Source organism: Rhodopseudomonas palustris (assembly GCF_003591005.1).
Classification (GTDB): Bacteria; Pseudomonadota; Alphaproteobacteria; order Rhizobiales; family Xanthobacteraceae; genus Rhodopseudomonas; species Rhodopseudomonas palustris_K.
The window spans coordinates 44,394-64,113 of record NZ_QYYD01000028.1 but is presented as its reverse complement, the minus strand read 5'-3'; the positions used below and the strand labels follow the sequence as shown (position 1 = coordinate 64,113).

Below are 19,720 nucleotides of genomic sequence, written 5' to 3'. Positions count from 1 at the left end.
CGCCCTCCGGGCCGGCGCCCCGCCCCCCCCCCCGCGCGCCCCCCCCCCCCGCGCCGCCCCCCCCCCCCCCCGCCCCCCCCCCCCCCCCCCCCCCCCCCCCCCCCGCGGCGGGGGGGGGGGGGGGGGCCCCCCCCCCCCCCCAGGCGCAGTGCCCGCGGCACCCCCACCCCGGCCTCCGCTTCGCTCGGCCACCCTCCCCGCAAGGGGGAGGGGGACCTCAAGCGCCTCGGCCTACACGCCGCAAGCGACTCACCTTGTAAGATGCGAAGCCAGCCCGCTACGCCGGCACGTTCTCCGCCAGATGCGCAATAGCCGCATCCACGCCGCCTTTGCCGTGAGGGATGCTCAGTGCGGTCAGGGCCATTTCGATCACGCCGAGGGTGCCCAGCACCATCGGGGCGTTGATGTGGCCCATGTGGGCGATACGGAAGGCGCGGTTCTGCAGTTCGCCGATGCCGACGCCGAGCACCACGCCGCATTTTTCCTTGCAGTAGCGGTGCAGCGCCACGAGGTCGTGGCCGTCCGCGGCGCGGACGGTGGTGACCGTGTCGGCACGCTCGCCCGGCTTTTCGATGTTGAAGCTGAACACCTCGCCCTCGCTCCACGTCGTCACCGCGCGGCGCACCGCTTCGGCGAGCAGCCGGTGACGCATGAAGGTCGCCTCGAGGCCCTCGGCGAACAGGATGTCGAGTGCCTTGCGCAGCGCGAACAGCAGGTGCACCGGCGCGGTGCCGGCATATTTCTGGTAGTGCTCCGGCCCGTCGCGGTTGGTCCAGTCCCAGTACGGCGTGCGCAGATCGGCATGCTGATGTGCGGCCCGGGCGCGATCGCCGACCGCGACGAAGCCGAGGCCGGGCGGCGCCATCAGGCCCTTTTGCGAGCCGGCCATAGCCACGTCGATGCCCCAGGCATCCATCTCGAACGGCATGCAGCCGAGCGACGCGACCGTGTCGACCATGAACAGCGCCGGATGCCCGGCCGCCTTGATGGACCTCCCGATGGCTTCGAGGTCGTTGACAGCGCTCGACGCGGTGTCGACCTGCACCACCACGATCGCCTTGATGCTGTGGTCGTTGTCGCGGCGCAGCCGCTCCTCGACCTCGGCCGGGTTCACCGCGCGGCGCCAGTCGCCCGGCAGCACCTCGACGTCGCAGCCCATGGCCTGTGCGGCGTTGCCCCAACCCAGCGCGAAGCGTCCGCTTTCGAGCACCAGCACCTTGTCGCCGCGCGACAGCACGTTGCTGATCACCGCTTCCCAGGCGCCGTGACCGTTGGCGATGTAGATGTAGGATTTGCCCTTGGTGGCGAACAGCCGGCTGAGGTCGCGCATCAGCCCGTCGCTCAGCTCGATCATTTCGTTCGAGTAGATGTCGAGCGCCGGGCGGTGCATCGCCTGCAGCACTTCATCCGGCATGGTGGTGGGGCCGGGGATCGCGAGGAATTCCCGTCCGGATCTGACGGCCATGATGCAGTCGTTCCTATGAGGTGATGAGCGCCGCGACCATGCCGCCGCGCCCGGTTGAATTCAAGGCGTCGGCGCGATCGCCTGGGCGATAGTGCGGAAAAGCTGGTCCTTGATGGTGGTGGCGAGCGGGCTCGGCAGCATCGCGGCCGGCGTCTCGCGCTTCTGGCCATTCTCGACCAGCCGCAGAAGCCAGACTTCGCCGTCGGTGTAGTAGCGGTCGCCCTCGCCGTTACGACCGGCGATGGTCGGACCGACGCCGGTGACCTGATAGCGCGCCTCGACCATGCCGGCGGCTTCGAGATCGGCGGCGAAGCGCTCGCGCTCGGCGTCGATGTCCGGATCGATGTGATGGGTCACCGCGCCGGTGTAATGGCTGAGGCCGACGCCGCGATCGAAGGTGGCGTCGCCGAGCCAGACCGGGCGGCCTTCATCGCCTGAATCCAGTACTTTCCACAGCCGGACGTGATGGCGCCGGTCGGCGCTGCGGCCGTCTGGCTTCTCGAAGGCAAGGTCTTCCCGACGGCCGAGATAGTACAGGTTCGACACCGGCGCATTGCGATACGGCCGGTCGAGCAGCACGCTGCCGGCGATCTCGATCGAGGAGCGCAACGTGATCGGATCGGCTGGCGCCCAACCCGCCGCCAGCATCGCTCGCAGCACGTCGGTCTGGTTGCCGATCAGTCCGACATTGATCGGGTCGCCGGGAATGCCCTGCGCCGTGCTGGTCGCCATCGGCAGTTCGGCGAGGCCGCGCTGATGATCGTAATGCGTCCAGAACAGCGGCAAGGCCAAGTAGGCGGCGAGCGCATAGACGGTAACGAACAGCGCGGTGACCAGGCCGGCGCGGCGCAGCCGTGGATGCCGTCGTGGTTTGCGTGCCTCGGCTGTCCCGCTCACCTCTCGCGCCCCGTTTCTCGCAGCTCGCGCTAGCGCCGGGTCTCCCGGCAGCCGGCGGCTTCGGCGTCTTCGACCGAGCAGAACCAGCGCGTGCCCTTGCTGATCCCCATCCGGATCTTCGCATACCAGCGGCTTGTCGGCTTGTGATAGATGCATTCGCCCGCAGTGTTGACGTTGCCCTTGATGGTACAGTCCGGCGATGGCGCGACCGGGCCGGAGGCGGAAGCGAGCAGAATGCGGCGGGCATTCTTCGGCGGCCGGGTGGCGCCGAGGATCACCGTCTTGCCGTTACGTACGCGCCAGTCCCACGGCGCGATGAAGGCGCCCTGCCACAGGCCGACCCGCGCAGTGCGGGCGGTCTTCTCGTCGGCATCATAGGTGTGGGCGTTGCGCGGGTACGACAGCGCCCAACCGTTCTTGACCATCCATTGCTGGATGTCCTCGCCGTCGACCGTACATTTGGCGATGGACGGTTTCTTCTCGACGCGGACCACGCTGCAGGTCCAGTTCTTGGTGCCAACATGACCGGCGAGCGCGTCGCGCGCGGCGACGCCGCAGGTCCAGCGATCGCCCTTCGGGCCGAGGCAGAGCTGATCGAGCGACGGGGCATCGATGCCGGCGAGTCGGATGCGATTGGCGCCGATGGTGATCTGGTCGCCATTGCGCAGCTTCGGAACGCCGGTGATATCGGCGGCCTGTGCTGCGCCGGGGAGCAGCAGCACGCTGGCCATCAGCAGTACGAATTTCTTCACCATGCGTTCGCCATCCCGATCGAAGCCGTGCTTATCGCGGTCTTGCTTCATGCCGCAGCACCAAGGTGCGGGATTGTGATGATTATTTGACGGGCGGGCCAGCAGGACGCGGTGATGATCGCTTCAACTTCGTGAGAGTCTCGCCCACCTGCGCCTGTTCATCTTGTTCATCTTGTTCATCCTGTTCATCCCCGCCGTTCGCCCCGAAGGATGGCGTGACGCGCCAGCGTCAGGCCCATCAATACGAAAGCGGACGTAACCTCCGGCCCGCCGACCAGAATGCGCGTCGGCGTCTTCATCTTGTTCCACTCATAGGCCCGAAACGGCGCGCCGCCGCTGCCTTCGCCGAGATGATTCAAGATGCAATGCAGCGGTGGCGACAAATATTCGAGCTCACCGCCGAGATGGCCGAGCGCAATCAGCGCCAACGCGGCGTCGAACACGTTCATTTCCCGGGCGATCAACGTGTCCTGCACATAGGTCAGCACGTGCGCGCGCATGAACTCGAACGCGCCGTCAGGGTCGATGGCGCGGCGCGCGGCCTCGTCCAGCGCCCGAAACGCCGCGTAGCAGCGGCCGAAATACGCGCAATACAGCTCCGGCAGATAGTAGACGTGCGACTTCGGATCGGCAAAGGCGCCGCTCGCGACCAGCCGGTGGTGGAAGTCGACGATGCGTCGGACGGTCTCGAGCCGCGACGGCGTTTCGACGATGCTCCAGCGCGCGCAATTGCGGAAGCTGACTTCGAGGACGTCGAGATTCAGCGTCGGATCGAGATCGTTGCCGAACGGCTGCTCGCCGGCAGGGCCGTCGATCCAGGTGACGATGCCGCCCTCATAGTCGATGTTGTCATTGAGCGGCACGGTCACCAGCGGGGCGTTGGCGCCGGCGCGGACCTGATAGTACGCGTAAAAATCGATCAGCGGCTGATCGAGGATCGGATCGGTCGAGTTGGCCTGCGTCGCCGCCGAGATCGAGCAGGCGGTGGTGTCGCAATCGGGTACGTAGACGCCGAAGCCGAGGTTCTGCTTGATATGGGTGAAGAACCGGCTGAAGCGCGGATGCGGCGGCGGCGCCAGCGCGGTGATCACGTCGAACGTCTCGCCATCGGCGCGCACGCGCTCGCGGCTGGTCTTGATGCAGAACTCAGCCATCTCGGCGATGATGCGCCGCGCGGTTCGCACATCTTCGGGCGTACCGAGGCCGCTGTCGATGAAGCCGAGCAGCGCCTCGATGTAGAACGCGTCGTAGTAAGCCGAGCGATGCCGGATCTGCACCGGCGACCACATCGGCTCGGCGACGCCGCGCCACGCCGGATTAATCAGTGCGGCGGCCGGCGAGCGGGCGATGAAGACGCGGGCCAGATTGAACAGCAGCGTTGAATTCTTGTAGCTGCGGGCGTTCAGTCCGGTCAGTGCCGCCAGAAACGCGCGGCTGTCGAAATCCGGATCGCCGATCAGGTTGAAGGCCGCATAGGCCGGAATGAAGCCGTTTCGTTGCCAGGAGCGCAGCAGGTGATCGCCGGCGGCGCGGATCGCGCTGTCGATATCCGCCAGCCGCGGCATCTGACGAGGGGGCGCGACCAGCCGCGGTTGCGGGTGGCGCAGTTGCACGCTGGTCAGCAATTCGGCGATGGGCCGGCCGATTGCGGCCCAGTCCGGCTCCGAGGCATCGCGGGCGGAGACGAGCGCGTCGCGGACGGCGCGGAACCGGACCGGGTCCTGCAACTCGGGCAGGCCGGCGCAGCGGAGCAGCGGCCGCAGGGCCGGATTTCCCAGAGCGGTCTTGTAGAATTTGGAGATGTGCGGGTCGCCGCGCTTGCGGCCAAGGAATACCGGGTCGCAGAGGTCGTAAAGCGAAGGGGCCTGCTTGCGGGCGGTCAGCGCGCGAAACGCCGCGCCGGCCATCGTCAACCTGTCCATGAATTCTTCCCGCGGCAGTTCCAGAAAGGCATCAAGTCATTGATACGTCGCATGCTCCAGACGAATTGACAAATCCCCGCGGGGTCGCAGTTCGTGGCGTGCAGACGTGCTATCGAACCGCCCGGCCCTTCAGTCGGCCGCTGCCACCAGGTGGTTCGAAGATGTGTTCCAGCCCGCCAAGTCACGCGGCCTAATACTGAAGGAACAACAGTGTTCCGGCCTAAGTAGAAGCCCAGTCTAGGCAGCAGCCGGAACCCAGGCTATACGGTGCCGAAAATTGCTGGTTGGCCCGGAGAGGCCCGAACAGTAATCCTTTCTTATGCTGCAGCGCCGCAAATAGAGCGCAATTCGACCGCACGAGATTGGCTCATCCTTCACCGACGAATGTCACCGCGCCTGTCCGGTCGCGCGGACAAGGACCGATTGCTGATGATGTTTCGCGTACCCCGCTTGTCGCGCCGCTCGATGACGGCGATGGCCGCTCTGGCCGCCATGGTCGGCGCTGTTTCGGTGGCGATCGGCGCAAACGCGGCGCTGAACAAGCGCGACATCGACGCTCCGCGCGGTAAGGATACGTCTCAGGTCAGCGTTGCGGCGCCGTCCACCTCGCGGTTCGCGTTGGTGATCGGCAACGGACGGTATCCTGATGCGTCGCGCCCCATGCTGCAGCCGGTCAATGACGCGCGCGCGCTCAGCGCCGCACTGCGCCGCGAGGGCTTCGACGTCGACATGATCGAAGATGCCCGCCGCAACGACATCGTGCAGGCGGTCGAGCGTCTGAAGGGCCGGGTCACCAAGGACTCCACCGTGATGCTGTTCTTCGGCGGCTATGGCATTCAGTCCGGCCGCGAGAGCTACATGATACCGGTCGATGCCCAGATCTGGGATGAGGCCGACGTTCGCCGTGCCGGTGTCAGCATCGAGCAGGTGCTGGAGGAGATCAAGGACCGCGGTGTTCACGCCAAGCTGGCGATCATCGATGCGTCGCGGCGCAATCCCTATGAGCGCCGCTTCCGCGCCTATTCGCACGGCCTTGCCCCGATCAATGCCCCCGCCAATGCACTGGTGCTGTCGTCGGCGACGCCCGGCAAGGTCGCCGAAGACGGCGACGGCGACAACAGTGTGCTGGTCGGCGCGCTGCTCGGCTCAATCTCGTCGCGCGTGGTCAGCGCCGACGCTGCGTTTGCCAAGGCGCGTCTCGCGGTGACCCGCGCGACCAATGGCGCGCAGGTCCCGTCGGTGTCGTCGTCGCTGGTCGATGACGTCAAGCTGGCGCCGGTCACAGCCGACGCTTCAGCAGCGACCGGCGGTTAGTAGAGCAACCGTCCGAACCAACGATAAGGGCCCGGGGCGGTGTCGCCCCGGGCCCCTTGCTTTGAAAGTACGGCTCAGTTCGATTGCAGCACGAAGCGGCGGTTTTCCTTCTGGGACGGTCGCGCATTCATCGGATACAGCTTGGCGAAGGCTGCGATGTCCTGCTCTGCAACCGTGATCGGATGGGCCAGTACCATCCAGTCGACCACCTCCGAACAGGGCGGCGTGGTCAGCGAACCTTCGTAGCGATAGTAGGCGCGGTTCTCGGGCAGCAGCGTGGTCGGGTCGATCGCAGCGTCCGCCTTGATGGCGGGTCCTTCGCTCTGCGGCATGGTCGCGACGATCCTGGCAAAGGTCGGGTTGGGCTTGCCGGCCTGGATCAAGACGCCCAGCACGCCGAGCGTCCCCGAATCGGTGCGATGAACGAAGTGGATTTCCATCGGGAAGTTCTTGCCGTCGACGAGATGCTCGCTCGGATGATGGAAGTGGAATTGCACCAGCTTGAAGTTGACACTGCCGAGCTTCAGCCGGCTGTCGTCGGCGACGTTGAGCTGGATCGTGTGGCCGTTGTTGATGATGGTATCAACCTTGCCGGTCCACTCGATCTCGATCGGATACAGGTTCGCGCCGACCGTGGTGCCGATGTCGATCGGCGACTGCTGCACGCCGATGCTGCAGATCTGATTGGCGGAATCGAGCTCGCCCCATTTGGTCGGCCCGACATCTCCTTCGTATCCCCAATGATGGCTGGCTTCGGCGGCGACGCCCGCCGAGGCACAGAGCGGACAGATTGCGAGACCGGCGAAGGCCTTCAGAATAGCGCGACGATTCATGATGTGATGCTCCCAGCAATCGGGAACTCAACTATCGCGGCCGTCCGTGTTTTGTGAAGTCAGGAGAATTGCTATAGCGGTCGTGATTACTGGCTGGCCCAGACGATGCGGGCGATCCATTCAACCTCCGCCGGCGCCAGAGTTCGATCGGGGTGGCTGGGGTTGAGCGAGGACAGTTCGACTATTTTCGTGGTCCGCCGCCTCAGTTCTTTGACCATCACTTCGCCGCTGGTCGTCTTCACCACGACGCGGTCGCCGCGCCGGATCGCGGTGCCGGGCGATACCACGATGATGTCTCCGTCGCGATAGGCCGGCTTCATCGATTCGCCGGAGATTTGCAGCGCATAGGCATGCTCGTCGTTGATCGAGGGCAGGCCGATCTCGTCCCAGCCCTTGCCGGCCGGAAAGCCGCCGTCGTCGAAGAAGCCCCCTGCGCCGGCTTGGGCGAGGCCGAGCAGCGGCACCGACTGCACCACGCGCGGCCGGTCAGTGATCAGTTGCACAAAACTGTCGATTGCGGTGTTGGTCGCCGCCAGCGCCTTCGCCACCGATTCGGTCGAGGGCCAGCGCTCGCGGCCGTCATTGGTGATCCGCTTGGACTTGTTGAAGGTGGTGGGATCAAGCCCCGATTTTTTGGCGAGGCCGGAGGGCGAAAGTCCGGAGCGCTCGGCCAAGCGGTCCAGCGCTGTCCAGATCTGGTCGTGCGTCAGCATCTGCATCGCGGACATCCCCATGCGAGCCCGGCTGGGCCGGGGCGACGAAATAAGACTTGACAGGTAGGAATTATTGCCTCAACGCGCGGCGTTCCGCAATCCCCTCGCGGGACAAAAACGCGGCCCTTGCAGTGCACCGAGGCCACCGATACGGTCGAGCCCAGGCCCGGATGATTTCCAGGCAACCGAATGCGCGCCGGGTCACCCTCGGGAGGCCGGCCGCGCTGTCAGGACGTGCGCAAAGTCTTGGTTCCGCGGATGTTATTTCGGTTGCCCGGCATTGTTGCGGGTTGCATGACCGATCCGCCCGACCTTCCGCACGAGGGAATCCGCGCCTTTGCGCAAGATTTACAAGATTTGTGATGCTCCCGCATGGCGTATGGCCGAACAGGCCGGGGTCTATCGCGGCAGTGCCGACGACAACCGCGATGGCTTCATCCATTTCTCGACCGCGGAGCAACTGGCGGGCACGCTCGCCAAGCATTATGCGGGCAAGACCGGACTCAAGTTGATCGCCGTCGATGCCGAGGCGCTCGGGCCAGCGCTGCGCTGGGAGCCATCGCGTGGCGGCGCGCTGTTTCCGCACCTGTATGGCGAGATGCCGTTGGGCGCGGTCACATTGGTGCAAGACATCGCCAGTCGACCTGACGGCGGCCACGACGTTCCGGAGCTTGTGCCTTGATCCGCGCCTTCGACGCCCTTTCACTGCCGCTGCTGCGTCTGATCGACGCCGAAGATGCGCACCGGCTGGCGATCCAGGGGTTGAAACTGCTGCCGCAGATCAAAACACGGCCGGATGATCCCAAGCTGGCCGTCCGGGCCTTCGGCCTCAACTTTCCCAATCCGGTCGGCATCGCGGCCGGCTTCGACAAGAATGCCGAGGCGCCCGACGCGCTGATGCGGCTCGGCTTCGGCTTCGTCGAAATCGGCTCCGTGACGCCGAAGCCGCAGGCCGGCAATCCGCGGCCGCGGCTGTTCCGGCTGGAGCGCGACGAGGCGGTGATCAACCGCATGGGCTTCAACAACGACGGCGCCGAGGTGGTGCTGCGGCGTCTCGCGGCGCGGGCTCAGCAGGGCGGCATCCTCGGCGTCAATGTCGGAGCCAACAGGGACAGCGCCAATCGTGTCGCAGACTACGTGACACTGATCGAGACGTTCGCCCCGGTCGCCAGCTATTTCACCGTCAACGTGTCGTCACCGAACACACCAGGCCTGCGCAATCTGCAGCAGGCCGCGGCGCTCGACGATCTGCTGGCGCGGGTGATCGAGGCGCGCGAGCGGGTGCGGGCCAGCGCCGGCGACACGCCGGTGCTCCTTAAGATATCGCCAGATCTGACGCTCGGCGAGCTTGACGATGTCGTGCACATCGCCCGTTCGCGCCGCGTCGACGGCATGATCGTCGCCAACACCACACTCTTGCGCTCGCCGCTGCTGCGCGAGCGCAGCAAGCTGAACGAGCAGGGCGGCCTCAGCGGCCGGCCGCTGTTCCGGCTGTCGACCCGGATGGTGGCGGAGACCTATGTGCGGGCCGAGGGCGCGTTTCCGCTGATCGGCGTCGGCGGCATCGATTCCGGCGGCGCCGCGCTAACCAAGATCCGCGCCGGTGCCAGCCTGGTGCAGCTGTATTCTTCGCTGATCTACAAGGGCCTCGGCCTGGTCGAGAGTATCAAGTCCGACCTCGCCTCGACCCTGCTCCGCACCGGCCGCGACTCGCTGTCCGAAATCGTCGGCGCCGATGCCCCGACGATCACTGCGGAAGAGTGGCCGGTGTAATTTCGCTTTGTCCTTGCCCCAAGCACGTCATTCCGGGGCGCGCGCTTCAGCGCGCGAACCCGGAATCCCGACAGGCTGGAAAAGAACACGCCAACATCGAGGTTCCGGGTTCACGAGCTTGCGCTCGTGCCCCGGAACGACGTGCTTGGGGCTTTAGGCCGCGCAGGGCGAGAACTATCAGTCAATCAAGCGCCGCAGCTTACAGGGACATGCGGACTACAACTCCACGATCATCCCGTCACTCGCCGCCAGATGCGTGATGCTGTCGAGCCTGTGCAGCACCTCGTCGCCCATATGGGTCAGGATCAGCCGCTTCGGGTTGATCTGCGGCAGGTGGCTCTCGAGCAGCTTCAGACTGATGTGGTTCTTCACCGCGCGATCGTAAGTATAGGCCTCGCAGACGAACAGATCGGCGTCGTGCGCGGCATCGACCAGCGTCGGCGTCCACTGCGTGTCGCCGCTGTAAGCAAGCGTCCGGCCCTCGGCCTCGATCCGGTAGGCGTAAAACGGGCCGCCGGAATCGCCATGAACCACCGGAAACGGCGTCACCGTCACTGGCCCGAAGCTGCGCGCGATGGCCGGCTCCAGAGCGATCACCTGCAGATCGAAGCTCGGCTTGGTCGCCGACGCATGCTCGAACAACGCTTCCATCACCCGCGTCAGCCGGATGTCGATGCCGGCCGGACCGGCGATCACCAGCGGCCGCTTGCGCTTGGCGAACTGCGCCTCCAGCAGCAGGAACGGCAGGCCGCCGAAGTGATCGCCGTGGAAGTGAGTGATCAGCACCAGGTCGAGCGCGTCCCGCGAGATTCCATAGCGCTTCAGCGCCGGCAGCGACGTGGCGCCGCAGTCGACCAGGAAATTGGCGCTTTCGCCGGAGATGTGGAAGCAGGTGTTGAGCCGGCCGCCGGAGCCGAACGCGTCGCCGCAGCCGACAAATCGCAGTTGCATTGCTGATCCCCCGGCCGGCGGGTTGCCGTGCCGGGGCACCTCTACGCTCGGGGAAACGGAAGCGAAAGCCCCACCATCGCCGGATTGCGTCTCAGATCAGCTCAACCTTGCCAGTGGCGAGATCGTAAACGCCGCCGACCACCTTGAGCTTCCCACCTGCCACCATGCTGGCGAGGATCGGCTGCGACTCCTGCAGCGCCTGGACGTTGTGGCGTACATTGGCGATCACCGCCCGCTGCGGCAGGTCGTCGCCGGTCTCTTTCAGCGCAGGTTCGACGCCGGGCTTCATGGCGCGCACCAGATCGCCGATGTGGCCGGGCAGGTCATTACCCTTCTGCAGCGCGCCGATCGTGGCGTTGACGGCGCCGCAATTGCTGTGACCCAGCACCAGGATCACCTTTGTGCCGAGCACGGCGGCGCCGTACTCAAGGCTGGCGAGGCCGTCGGGCGTGACGAAATTTCCGGCGACGCGGACGACGAACAGATTGCCCGGGCCTTGATCGAACGCCAGCTCCGGCGCGATCCGCGAGTCGGCGCAGCCGAGGATCGCGGCGAACGGCGACTGCCCCTGCGAGCGGGCGACCCGGCCGGCCGAGAAGTCGCGTTCGCGAAGTTCGTTGCGGATGTAGCGGGCATTGCCTTGCATCAGCTTGTCGAGGGCGGCGTCCGGCGTGTCGGTCGGGTTGGGCGCGGCCTGCGCGGAGGCGGCCGTTGGGAGCGCCGCGGCGGCGAGTAGTCCCAGTCCGCCTTGAAACAGTTTGCGTCGGGATAGTCCGTTATCAACGCAGGCATTGCACATCCATCTCTCCTCCACGGGGCGTTCCCGCCGAGATGGTAGTTCCAGCCCGCGGCTTCCGCGAAGAGCTGTTTTGGACGCGACTAATCCGTTGTGAAGACCGGCTTAAGCCGCCGCAACAAGCTTTAGAAAAATTCAGCGCGTTGCCGCGCGGGTTGGAAATGATAATCGCAGCATCGCCGGATAGCGCAGCGCCTGTAGGCCGCCGCGCCAGACGTAGTGCAGCAGCAGCGCCAGCCATAGTCCGGTGTTACCGAACGGACGCAGCGCCAGCCAGCCGGCGAAGAACAGCACCAGCGACAGCAGCATCAGGTTGCGCATCTCGCGCGCCCAGGTGGCGCCGATGAAGATGCCGTCGAACGCGAAGGCAAACACGCCGAGCAATGGGGCCAGCGTCACCAGCCACAAATAGTCGCGCGCGGCGCTGCGCAGTTGGGGGCTCGAGGTGATCGCGTCGATCAATAGCGGTCCGGCGAGCGCGTAGGTCGCGCTGACGACGATCGCGAATGCGAACCCCCACAGAATGACCAGTCGCGTTGCCGCCACGAAGCCGGCGCGGTCGCGTGCGCCGAGCGTGCGGCCGCACAGCTGCTCGGCGGCGTTGGCGAGGCCGTCAAGAAAGAACGCGCTGACCATGAGGAAGTTGTTGAGCACCGAATTGGTCGCCAGAATGACGTCGCCGGAGCGGGCGCCCTGTGCGGTGAAGAACAGGAATACGGTGATCAGCGCCGCGGTGCGGATCATGATGTCGCGATTGACCGCGAACATCCGTTTGAGTTTGTCGCGATCGAACAACGCCGCACGTGGCAACCGCGGCACGCCGCGGAATAGCCAGACGGCGATCACGAGCCCAATGATCAGTCCGGAGCCTTCGGCGATAATAGCCGCGATCGCGGCGCCGGTGATACCGAAGTCGAACCACAGCACCAGCGTCACGGTCGCGACGATGTTGACGAGGTTGATGGCGACCTGCACGCCGAGCGCCAGCGTGGCGCGGGCCTGCCCGACCAGCCAGCCGAGCACGGCGAAATTCGCCAGCACCAGCGGCGCCGACCAGATCCGGATGATGAAGTAACTTCGCGCCGCCGCGCTGACGGCGTCGCTGCCACCCATTGCGCCGATCACGGCGCTCGCAAGTGGCGCCTGGAGCGCGACCAACAGCAGGCCGACCGCGCCGGCGACGATCAGTCCGCGCAGCAGATGCGCTGGGACTTCGCGGCTATGGCCTGCGCCGAGCGATTGCGCGGTGAACGCCAGCGTGCTCATCCGCAGGAAGCCGAACAGCCAGAACAGGCAGTCGAAGATCACCGAGGTCATCGCCACGCCGCCGAGCAGCGTGGCATCGCCAAGCCGGCCGATCGCCGCGGTGGCGACGACGCCGAGCAGCGGCGTTGTCAGATTGGCCACCATCGCCGGTCCGGCGATGGCAAACACCTGCCGGGAACTGACGCTGGCGGCTTGTGGCAAGCTTCAGGCGCCTGGATCAGCGTCCGCGCGGGCTGCTGAAGACGCGTGACAGCAGCCAGATCGGGATCACGATCACGGCGCCGAGCAGGAAGTAGCGCCACAGTCCGGCGATGGTGTCGAAGCCGAGATCCCACAGTCGCTCGAACAGTATTCGGATACTGACGAGGATATTCCACGGGTCGAGGCCGACCGCGGCCAGCACGACGCCGACTAGCACCGACATCAGCACCAGGCGAAACAGCACCGCGAGCGGTGAGCCGCCGAGGAAGCGGGTCAGGCCGTCGCCACTGGCCGGCAGATTTCGGGTGTCGTCGCGCATCGAGTCAGTCCTTCGCGGTGCGGCCGGATGATAACCGCTGCTCCGGAAATGGGAAACCGGCACCTTGGCGTCAATGCCCGCCCGCTTCGGCTTTTTCACGGCGCGGCGTTTCGGCCTTGAGCATCCGCTCCAAGGTTTCCAGCCGGTCGGCGTCGCGCGGCGGCTTGTCCCAGCGCAGCCGGTTGATTCGCGGAAAGCGCATCGCGACGCCCGATTTGTGCCGCGGCGAGCGCTGCAGGCCTTCGAACGCGACTTCCAGCACCAGGCCCTGGTCGGGCTGGTGCACGACATGGCGGACCGGGCCGAACTTCTCGGCGGTGTTGCGGCGGACGAAGCGGTCGATCTGCAGCAGCTCTTCGTCGGTAAAGCCGAAATACGCCTTGCCGACCGGCACCAGCTGATCGCCGTTATCGCCATCGGTCCACACTCCAAACGTGTAGTCGGAGTAATAGGACGAGCGCTTGCCGTGGCCGCGCTGCGCATACATCAGCACGGCGTCGATGATGTGCGGGTCGTGTTTCCACTTCCACCACTGGCCTTTCGGCCGGCCCGGCAGATACAGCGCGTCGCGCCGCTTCAGCATCACGCCCTCGACCGCGTCGGCATCGAGCCCGGCGCCGGCGGAGGCCGGATCGCGCCGCGCGGCGGCCAGTCCCTCCCAATCGTCGAACGCGACGGTCGGCGACAGGTCGATCCGCGGATCGTCCAGCCGGGCGATGAAGGTTTCGAGCCGGGCGCGGCGCTCGGCGAACGGCAGCGTGCGCAGATCCTCGTCGCCGTCGCCGAGCAAATCATAGGCGCGCAGATGGATCGGATATTCCTTGGTGAGCTTTGGAGTCACCGATTTACGGTTGAGCCGCTGCTGCAACACGTTGAAGGTCTGCACCCGGCCTTCGCGTAGCACCAGAAGCTCGCCGTCGAGTGCGCCGGGCAGGCGAAGCGACGGCAGCAGGTCCGGAAAGCTCATGGTGATATCTTCGCCGCTGCGCGAATAGAGGCGCACGACGATGTCGCCGTCCTCGCCGCGGCCGCTGACGGCCTGGACGCGGATGCCGTCCCATTTCCATTCGGCGATGTAATCGGCCGGGTTCATCGCGGCGAAGTCGCCGTCCTCGACCGCATGCGCCAGCATCACGGGGCGGAATGGCGCCGGATCTCGATTGACCGGCTGCGGCCCGCGGTCTTCGAGCCAGGCGAACAGCTCGAGATACGGCGGCTCGAGACCGGGCCAGATCAACTCTACATCGTGCGCATCCTTGCCGCCGAACGCCGCCGCGGCCGTCTTGGCCAGCCGCGCGGAGACGCCGATACGCAAGGAGCCGGTGACCAGCTTGAGCAGCGCCCAACGCCCGGTCTCGTCGAGCTCATCCAGCCACCGCGTCAGCTGCGCCGGCATCTCGGCCTTGCCGAGACTGTGCAGTGTGGTGACGATCTCGGTGAGGGTTGGCGGAGGCGGGTTGTTGTGGCCCTTTCCCGCTGCACTGCGCGCTCCCTCTCCCGCTTGCGGGAGAGGGCTGGGGTGAGGGCGCCCCAAGGATGGGCTCCCGCTGTGGACCCCCACCTCCGACCCCTCCCCGCAAGGGGGAGGGGAGGAGGCCGCGTCGCGTGGAGGGGATCTCGTATCAGTCCGCGTTGGCGACGGCCACATCAGCGCCACCGTCTCCGACAAATCGCCGACATAGTCGTACGACATCTCGAACAGCACCGGGTCGGTGCGCTCGGCGATCAAAGCGCGGATCAGGGCCGGCTTGGCATGGCGGAACGACAATGCGCCGGTCAGCGCGGCGAGCGCGTAGCCGCGATCGGGGTCTTCGACCTCGCGGAAGTAAGCGACCAGCAGCCGCAGCTTGGCGTTGCGGCCGGGTTCGTAGGCGAGGCGGTCGAGCAGCGCGGCGAAGCGGTTCATGCCTCCGTGGCCTCGCTCTCGGCCGCCGGCATGCCGACGTCTTCGTCCTCGTCGCCATAGCCGACCAGGTCGAGCGGCCGCGCCGCCAAGCCCTTGCTCTGGCACCAATGCACCAGCGCGTCCTCCTGGCCGTGCGTCACCCAGACTTCGCCGGCGCCGGTCGCCGCGATCGTCGCGGTGAGGCCGTCCCAGTCGGCATGGTCGGAGATCACCAGCGGCAGCTCGACGCCGCGCTGCCGGGCGCGGGCGCGCACCCGCATCCAGCCCGACGCGAACGCGGTGAGCGGATCGGGGAAGCGCCGCGTCCACAGATCGGAGGTCGCCGACGGCGGCGCCAGCGTGATGGTGCCGGCGAGCTCCGCTTTCTTGACGCCCTTCACCGGGCGCAGCTCGCCGAGCGGCACGCCGTTCTCCGCATAGTAATGCGTGATCTTCTCCATCGCGCCGTGCAGATAGATCGGCGCGTCGTAGCCGGCCTCGCGGATCAGTGCCATCACCCGCTGCGCCTTGCCGAGCGAGTAGGCGCCGACCAGATGCGCCCGCTCCGGAAACAGCGCGACGGAGTCGAGCAGCTTTCGCACTTCGCCCGCGGCGTCGGGATGGCGAAACACCGGAATGCCGAAGGTCGCCTCAGTGATGAACACGTCACACGGCACGATCTCGAACGGCGTACAGGTCGGGTCGGGCGCGTCCTTGTAGTCGCCGGAGGCGACGATGCGGATGCCGCCGCATTCGACCGCGACCTGGGCGGAGCCGAGTACGTGGCCGGCGGGGTGGAACGTGATGGTGGTGTCGCCGAGCCGGAGAGTCTCGCCATAACGGATCGCCTGCGTATTGCCGGCGAAATTCTCGCCGTAGCGCAGCCGCATCATGTCGAGGGTTTGCTGCGTGGCGAGCACGGCGCCATGGCCGGGTCGGGCGTGGTCGGAATGGCCATGAGTAATCACGGCGCGCTCCACCGGGCGCACCGGATCGATATGGAAGCCCCCCGGCTTGCAGCACAGACCAGAGGCGATCGGCATCAGAATGTCGTGGGGACGCATGCTTCACTATATAGGCGGGCCTGAGCGACAAACGAGCCGCACCCGCACTGGTTCCGCCGCGCCCCTGAAGCGATTCGGCATCGCCCGCCCCGCACCGCAGCGCGCTCCCTCTCCCGCTTGCGGGAGAGGGTTGGGGTGAGGGCGCCCCGAGCACGGACTCAGCGACTCGCGGAGCGGAGAGCCCTCACCCGGATCGCTGCGCGATCCGACCTCCCCCGCAAGCGGGGGAGGTGCGCCGTGCTCGGCGCGTCTCCTGTGTTCAGCAAAAATCGTCGGCCGCGAGCCCCAGCGCGCTCCCTCTCCCGCTTGCGGGAGAGGGTTGGGGTGAGGGCGCCCCAAGCACTGACTCCGCGACTCGGGAGGGGAGTGCCCTCCCCCGGGATCGCTGCGCAATCCGACCTCTCCCGCGAGCGGGAGAGGGGCGCCGTGCGTGCTGCACGCGACGGCACCAAAAGCAAAAACCCCGGCCTTGCGGCCGGGGTTTGCTGTCTCGGGTGCTGATCCGAAGCGAAGCTTAGTACTTGGCGACGATCGGCTGATTGAAGTGATAGTTGATGCCGGTGCGGAGCATGTGCTCGGTCACCTTGCTGGTGGACTGACCGATCACTGCGAACGAGTCGGTCTTCGAGCCGAGGTCGACGTACAGATATTCGGTCTTCGACGTCCAATTCGGGCCGAGCAGGCCGAACAGGCTGAACGGGGTCTCGACGCCGGCGCCGACCGCGTAACCGCTGCGGCTGTTGGTGACGGTGTCGTTGGTGAACGGCGTCACGATGTTGGTCTTGACGTTGCCGTAAGCGTAACCGCCGGTGACGTAGAACAACGAGGTGTCGATCGCGTAGCCGAGACGGGCGCGGGCGGTGCCGAACCACGGCAGCTTCTGGTTATAGGCGATGTTTGAGCCGAGCACCGCGGTGCGGTCGTCCTTCTGGGTCGAGCCCTGGAAGTCGGCTTCGACGCCGAACACCCAGCTCGCAGCCTGCCAGTTGTAGCCGATCTGACCGCCGCCGACATATCCATCGGGCGACAGGCTGAAATTCTCGTTGAAGCCGGCGAGCGAGGCGGTCGTGGCGTTGCGGCCCAGCGCGCCGCCGAAGTTGGCGCCGATGTACAGGCCGGCCCAGTTCGCGGGCGGCGGAGTGATGTACATGCCGTTGCCGCCGATGCGGTAGTTCAAGCCGACGCGGAAGATGCTCTCGCGATATTCGGTGCGCAGCGCCTGGGTACCGAAAAACGCATCGTCGCGCTTGCCGAGGTCGAGATACAGATACTCGATCTTGCCGGTCCAGTTGCCGCCGAGCGCCGCTTCGACGCCGGAGCCGATGGTCCAGCCGGTGCGGGTTTCGCTGATGCCGAACTGACCCACGCCGGTTTCCGTGATCGTGGTCTTGACGTTGCCGGCCGCGAAACCGCCGGTGAAGTAGCCGACCGCCGGGCCACGCACCAGACCGATACGGCCGCGCACGGTGCTGAACCAGTCGAGCTTCTGATTGTAGTTCACCGGGCCGACCAGGCTGTTCAGCGTGGTGCGGCCGTCGGACATGCCGCTGCCCTGGATGTCGGCTTCGACGCCGATCAGCAACGGACCCAGGAAGGTGGTGTTGCTCTGCCAGTTATAGCCGATCTGACCGCCGCCGATCACGCCTTCCGGCTGCAGGTAGGTGGAGTTGAAGGTGCCGCCGGCCGGAAAGGCATGCGCCGCAAGGTCACGACCAACGCCGACGCCGACGTTGGCGCCGATGTAGAAGCCGGTCCAATCATAGACCATCGCCACCGGGGCCTTCATGTAGGGAGCTTTGACGGCGAGATCGGCTGCCTGGGCGCTGACCGCGGTGCCAACGAGCGCCACACCGGCGAGAATCTTTTTCATGGGGTAACCTTCCTGATGATCGGCGAAAACTAACTCTGTTCGCCGCTTCCCGCTGTACCCGGACTGCCACACCTGTCGGAATTCGCGCGCTGATGCACGCGTAAATGACTGATTAACGGCGCTAATTCCCGGCTCCCCGGGCGCCGGGCCGGCTGCGGCGAGAGGTCGCTGGACAAACCTCGCGACTTCCCATTTGGCGGGAAATCCATTGACGTTTCCTGCACATCCAGGGTTGCGATCGGCAGGCGTTCCGCACAGGATGCCGCCGCCGTAAGAGCGAACCCGCCGACGGCAGAACGAGAACCGGACGCGCCAGCGAACCGGCCCAGGAGGAAACTGCATGAATCAGCGCTCGAAATCCGTCTTCGCGTCCACCATGGTGGGCGCGGTGCTGCTTGCCGCCCCGGCGATGGCTGCCGACAAGAAATACGATCCCGGCGCCAGCGATACCGAGATCAAGATCGGGCAGACCGTGCCGCATTCCGGTCCCGGCTCGCTCTACGGTGTGCTCGGCCGCGTCGGCGAAGCCTATTTCCAGATGCTGAACGAGAAGGGCGGCATCAACGGGCGCAAAGTGAAGTTCATCACCCTGGACGACTCCTACAGCGCGCCGAAGGCGGTCGAGGCGACCCGCCGGCTGGTCGAGCAGGAGGAGGTGCTGGCGCTGTACGGCTCGCTCGGCACTGCGCCGCAGACCGCGGTCCACAAATATCTCAACAACAAGAAGGTGCCGCAACTGCTGCTGAACACCGGCGCCTCGAAATGGAACGATCCGAAGAACTTCAAATGGACCATGGCGGGCCTGCCGCTATACCCGACGGAAGCCCGCATCCTCGCCAAATACGTCGTCGCCAACAAGCCCGACGCCAAGGTGGCCATTCTTTACCAGAACGATGATTTCGGCCGCGACTTCCTCGGGCCGTTCAAGAAGGTGCTCGAAGAGGCCGGCGGCAAGGCCAAGGTGGTAGCAGAAGCCAGCTATGACCTGACCGAGCCGACCATCGATTCGCAGATGATCAATCTATCGAAGTCCGGCGCCGACGTATTCTACAACATCACCACCGGCAAGGCGACGTCGCAGTCGATCCGCAAGGTCGCCGAGCTCGGCTGGAAGCCGCTGCAGCTGCTGTCGGCCGGCTCGACCGGGCGTTCGATTCTCGAGGCCGCGGGGCTCGAAAACGCCAAGGGCATCGTGGCGATCGCCTACACCAAGGACATCGGATCGGCCAAATGGGCCAATGATCCGGGCGTGATGGCGTTCGAAGAGCTGCGCAAGAAGTATCTGCCGAACGTCACGGCGGACAATTCGATTGCGTTCTCGGGCTACGGCCAGGCCGCCGCGATGGCGGAGATCCTGCGCCGCTGCGGCGACGAACTCACGCACGAAAACGTTCTCAAGCAGGCGTCGATGCTGGGCGGCTTCAGCACGCCGCACATGCTGCCGGGCGTCAGCTATTCCTACACGCCGACCGACTACACCTCGATCAAGACGCTCTACACCATGCAGTTCAACGGCAAGGACTGGGACGTCTCCGACAAGCCGGTCACGGAGTAAGTCCGGCCATCGATCGGAACCGACCCATCAATCCGCTGCGACATGGCCGGGCTCGTCCGGCCATGTTCGTTTGGGCGACCGCTCGGATCGATGCGCGCCACGAAGCCGTACGACGGCAGCGAAATGGGCCGAGCCGGCCAAAGT

Annotated in this window: 17 protein-coding genes; 4 read left to right on the top strand and 13 right to left on the bottom strand. The window is 66.1% G+C overall.

Going from position 1 to position 19,720, the window contains the following annotated elements:
• Nucleotides 1-277: 277 nt before the first annotated feature.
• From D4Q52_RS22170 to D4Q52_RS22155, 4 genes are all read right to left on the bottom strand, one after another.
• Complete coding sequence (locus D4Q52_RS22170) at nucleotides 278-1,465, bottom strand: pyridoxal-phosphate-dependent aminotransferase family protein (RefSeq protein ID WP_119858744.1); 1,188 nt, start codon at nucleotides 1,463-1,465, stop codon at nucleotides 278-280.
• A gap of 60 nt (nucleotides 1,466-1,525) precedes the next feature.
• Nucleotides 1,526-2,362, bottom strand: coding sequence for an LssY C-terminal domain-containing protein (locus D4Q52_RS22165; protein ID WP_119858743.1), 837 nt, complete (start codon nucleotides 2,360-2,362; stop codon nucleotides 1,526-1,528).
• A 29-nt stretch (nucleotides 2,363-2,391) separates the two neighbouring features.
• Nucleotides 2,392-3,117, bottom strand: a complete 726-nt coding sequence (locus D4Q52_RS22160; RefSeq protein ID WP_119858751.1) for a thermonuclease family protein — start codon at nucleotides 3,115-3,117, stop codon at nucleotides 2,392-2,394.
• Nucleotides 3,118-3,299: 182 nt separating this feature from the next.
• Nucleotides 3,300-5,036: a hypothetical protein gene (locus D4Q52_RS22155; RefSeq protein ID WP_119858742.1), complete on the bottom strand. Its 1,737-nt coding sequence runs from the start codon at nucleotides 5,034-5,036 to the stop codon at nucleotides 3,300-3,302.
• A 429-nt stretch (nucleotides 5,037-5,465) separates the two neighbouring features.
• Between D4Q52_RS22155 and D4Q52_RS22150 the strand changes: the two genes are divergently transcribed.
• On the top strand, nucleotides 5,466-6,350 hold the full coding sequence (locus D4Q52_RS22150; RefSeq protein WP_119858750.1) for a caspase family protein: 885 nt from the start codon (nucleotides 5,466-5,468) through the stop codon (nucleotides 6,348-6,350).
• Between the two features lie 74 nt (nucleotides 6,351-6,424).
• On the opposite strand, the gene D4Q52_RS22145 is transcribed toward D4Q52_RS22150, so the two are convergent.
• Both D4Q52_RS22145 and D4Q52_RS22140 read right to left on the bottom strand, forming a co-directional pair.
• Nucleotides 6,425-7,183, bottom strand: coding sequence for a carbonic anhydrase (locus tag D4Q52_RS22145; protein ID WP_119858741.1), 759 nt, complete (start codon nucleotides 7,181-7,183; stop codon nucleotides 6,425-6,427).
• Between the two features lie 86 nt (nucleotides 7,184-7,269).
• Nucleotides 7,270-7,896, bottom strand: coding sequence for a S24 family peptidase (locus D4Q52_RS22140; protein ID WP_119858749.1), 627 nt, complete (start codon nucleotides 7,894-7,896; stop codon nucleotides 7,270-7,272).
• A gap of 337 nt (nucleotides 7,897-8,233) precedes the next feature.
• On the opposite strand from D4Q52_RS22140, the gene D4Q52_RS22135 reads away from it, so the two are divergent.
• Nucleotides 8,234-8,578 (top strand): DUF952 domain-containing protein, encoded by a 345-nt coding sequence (locus D4Q52_RS22135; protein WP_119858740.1) that lies wholly within the window; start codon nucleotides 8,234-8,236, stop codon nucleotides 8,576-8,578.
• Nucleotides 8,575-9,669: a quinone-dependent dihydroorotate dehydrogenase gene (locus tag D4Q52_RS22130; protein WP_119858739.1), complete on the top strand. Its 1,095-nt coding sequence runs from the start codon at nucleotides 8,575-8,577 to the stop codon at nucleotides 9,667-9,669. The genes D4Q52_RS22135 and D4Q52_RS22130 overlap by 4 nt, the downstream gene beginning before the upstream one ends.
• A 216-nt stretch (nucleotides 9,670-9,885) precedes the next feature.
• Here D4Q52_RS22130 and D4Q52_RS22125 read toward each other — a convergent pair whose 3' ends face one another.
• From D4Q52_RS22125 to D4Q52_RS22095, 7 genes are all read right to left on the bottom strand, one after another.
• Nucleotides 9,886-10,620: an MBL fold metallo-hydrolase gene (locus D4Q52_RS22125; protein ID WP_119858738.1), complete on the bottom strand. Its 735-nt coding sequence runs from the start codon at nucleotides 10,618-10,620 to the stop codon at nucleotides 9,886-9,888.
• A gap of 91 nt (nucleotides 10,621-10,711) precedes the next feature.
• Nucleotides 10,712-11,419: a carbonic anhydrase gene (locus tag D4Q52_RS22120; RefSeq protein WP_119858737.1), complete on the bottom strand. Its 708-nt coding sequence runs from the start codon at nucleotides 11,417-11,419 to the stop codon at nucleotides 10,712-10,714.
• Between the two features lie 132 nt (nucleotides 11,420-11,551).
• Nucleotides 11,552-12,826 (bottom strand): MATE family efflux transporter, encoded by a 1,275-nt coding sequence (locus tag D4Q52_RS22115; RefSeq protein WP_119858736.1) that lies wholly within the window; start codon nucleotides 12,824-12,826, stop codon nucleotides 11,552-11,554.
• A 73-nt stretch (nucleotides 12,827-12,899) separates the two neighbouring features.
• Nucleotides 12,900-13,202 (bottom strand): DUF6460 domain-containing protein, encoded by a 303-nt coding sequence (locus D4Q52_RS22110; RefSeq protein WP_119858735.1) that lies wholly within the window; start codon nucleotides 13,200-13,202, stop codon nucleotides 12,900-12,902.
• Between the two features lie 70 nt (nucleotides 13,203-13,272).
• Nucleotides 13,273-15,108: an ATP-dependent DNA ligase gene (locus tag D4Q52_RS22105; RefSeq protein ID WP_119858734.1), complete on the bottom strand. Its 1,836-nt coding sequence runs from the start codon at nucleotides 15,106-15,108 to the stop codon at nucleotides 13,273-13,275.
• Nucleotides 15,105-16,151, bottom strand: coding sequence for a ligase-associated DNA damage response exonuclease (locus D4Q52_RS22100; protein ID WP_119858733.1), 1,047 nt, complete (start codon nucleotides 16,149-16,151; stop codon nucleotides 15,105-15,107). The genes D4Q52_RS22105 and D4Q52_RS22100 overlap by 4 nt, the downstream gene beginning before the upstream one ends.
• Nucleotides 16,152-16,665: 514 nt before the next feature.
• Nucleotides 16,666-18,021 (bottom strand): outer membrane protein, encoded by a 1,356-nt coding sequence (locus D4Q52_RS22095; RefSeq protein ID WP_119858732.1) that lies wholly within the window; start codon nucleotides 18,019-18,021, stop codon nucleotides 16,666-16,668.
• 376 nt (nucleotides 18,022-18,397) lie between these two features.
• On the opposite strand from D4Q52_RS22095, the gene D4Q52_RS22090 reads away from it, so the two are divergent.
• Complete coding sequence (locus D4Q52_RS22090) at nucleotides 18,398-19,576, top strand: ABC transporter substrate-binding protein (RefSeq protein ID WP_234831289.1); 1,179 nt, start codon at nucleotides 18,398-18,400, stop codon at nucleotides 19,574-19,576.
• The last annotated feature ends 144 nt before the right edge of the window (nucleotides 19,577-19,720 follow it).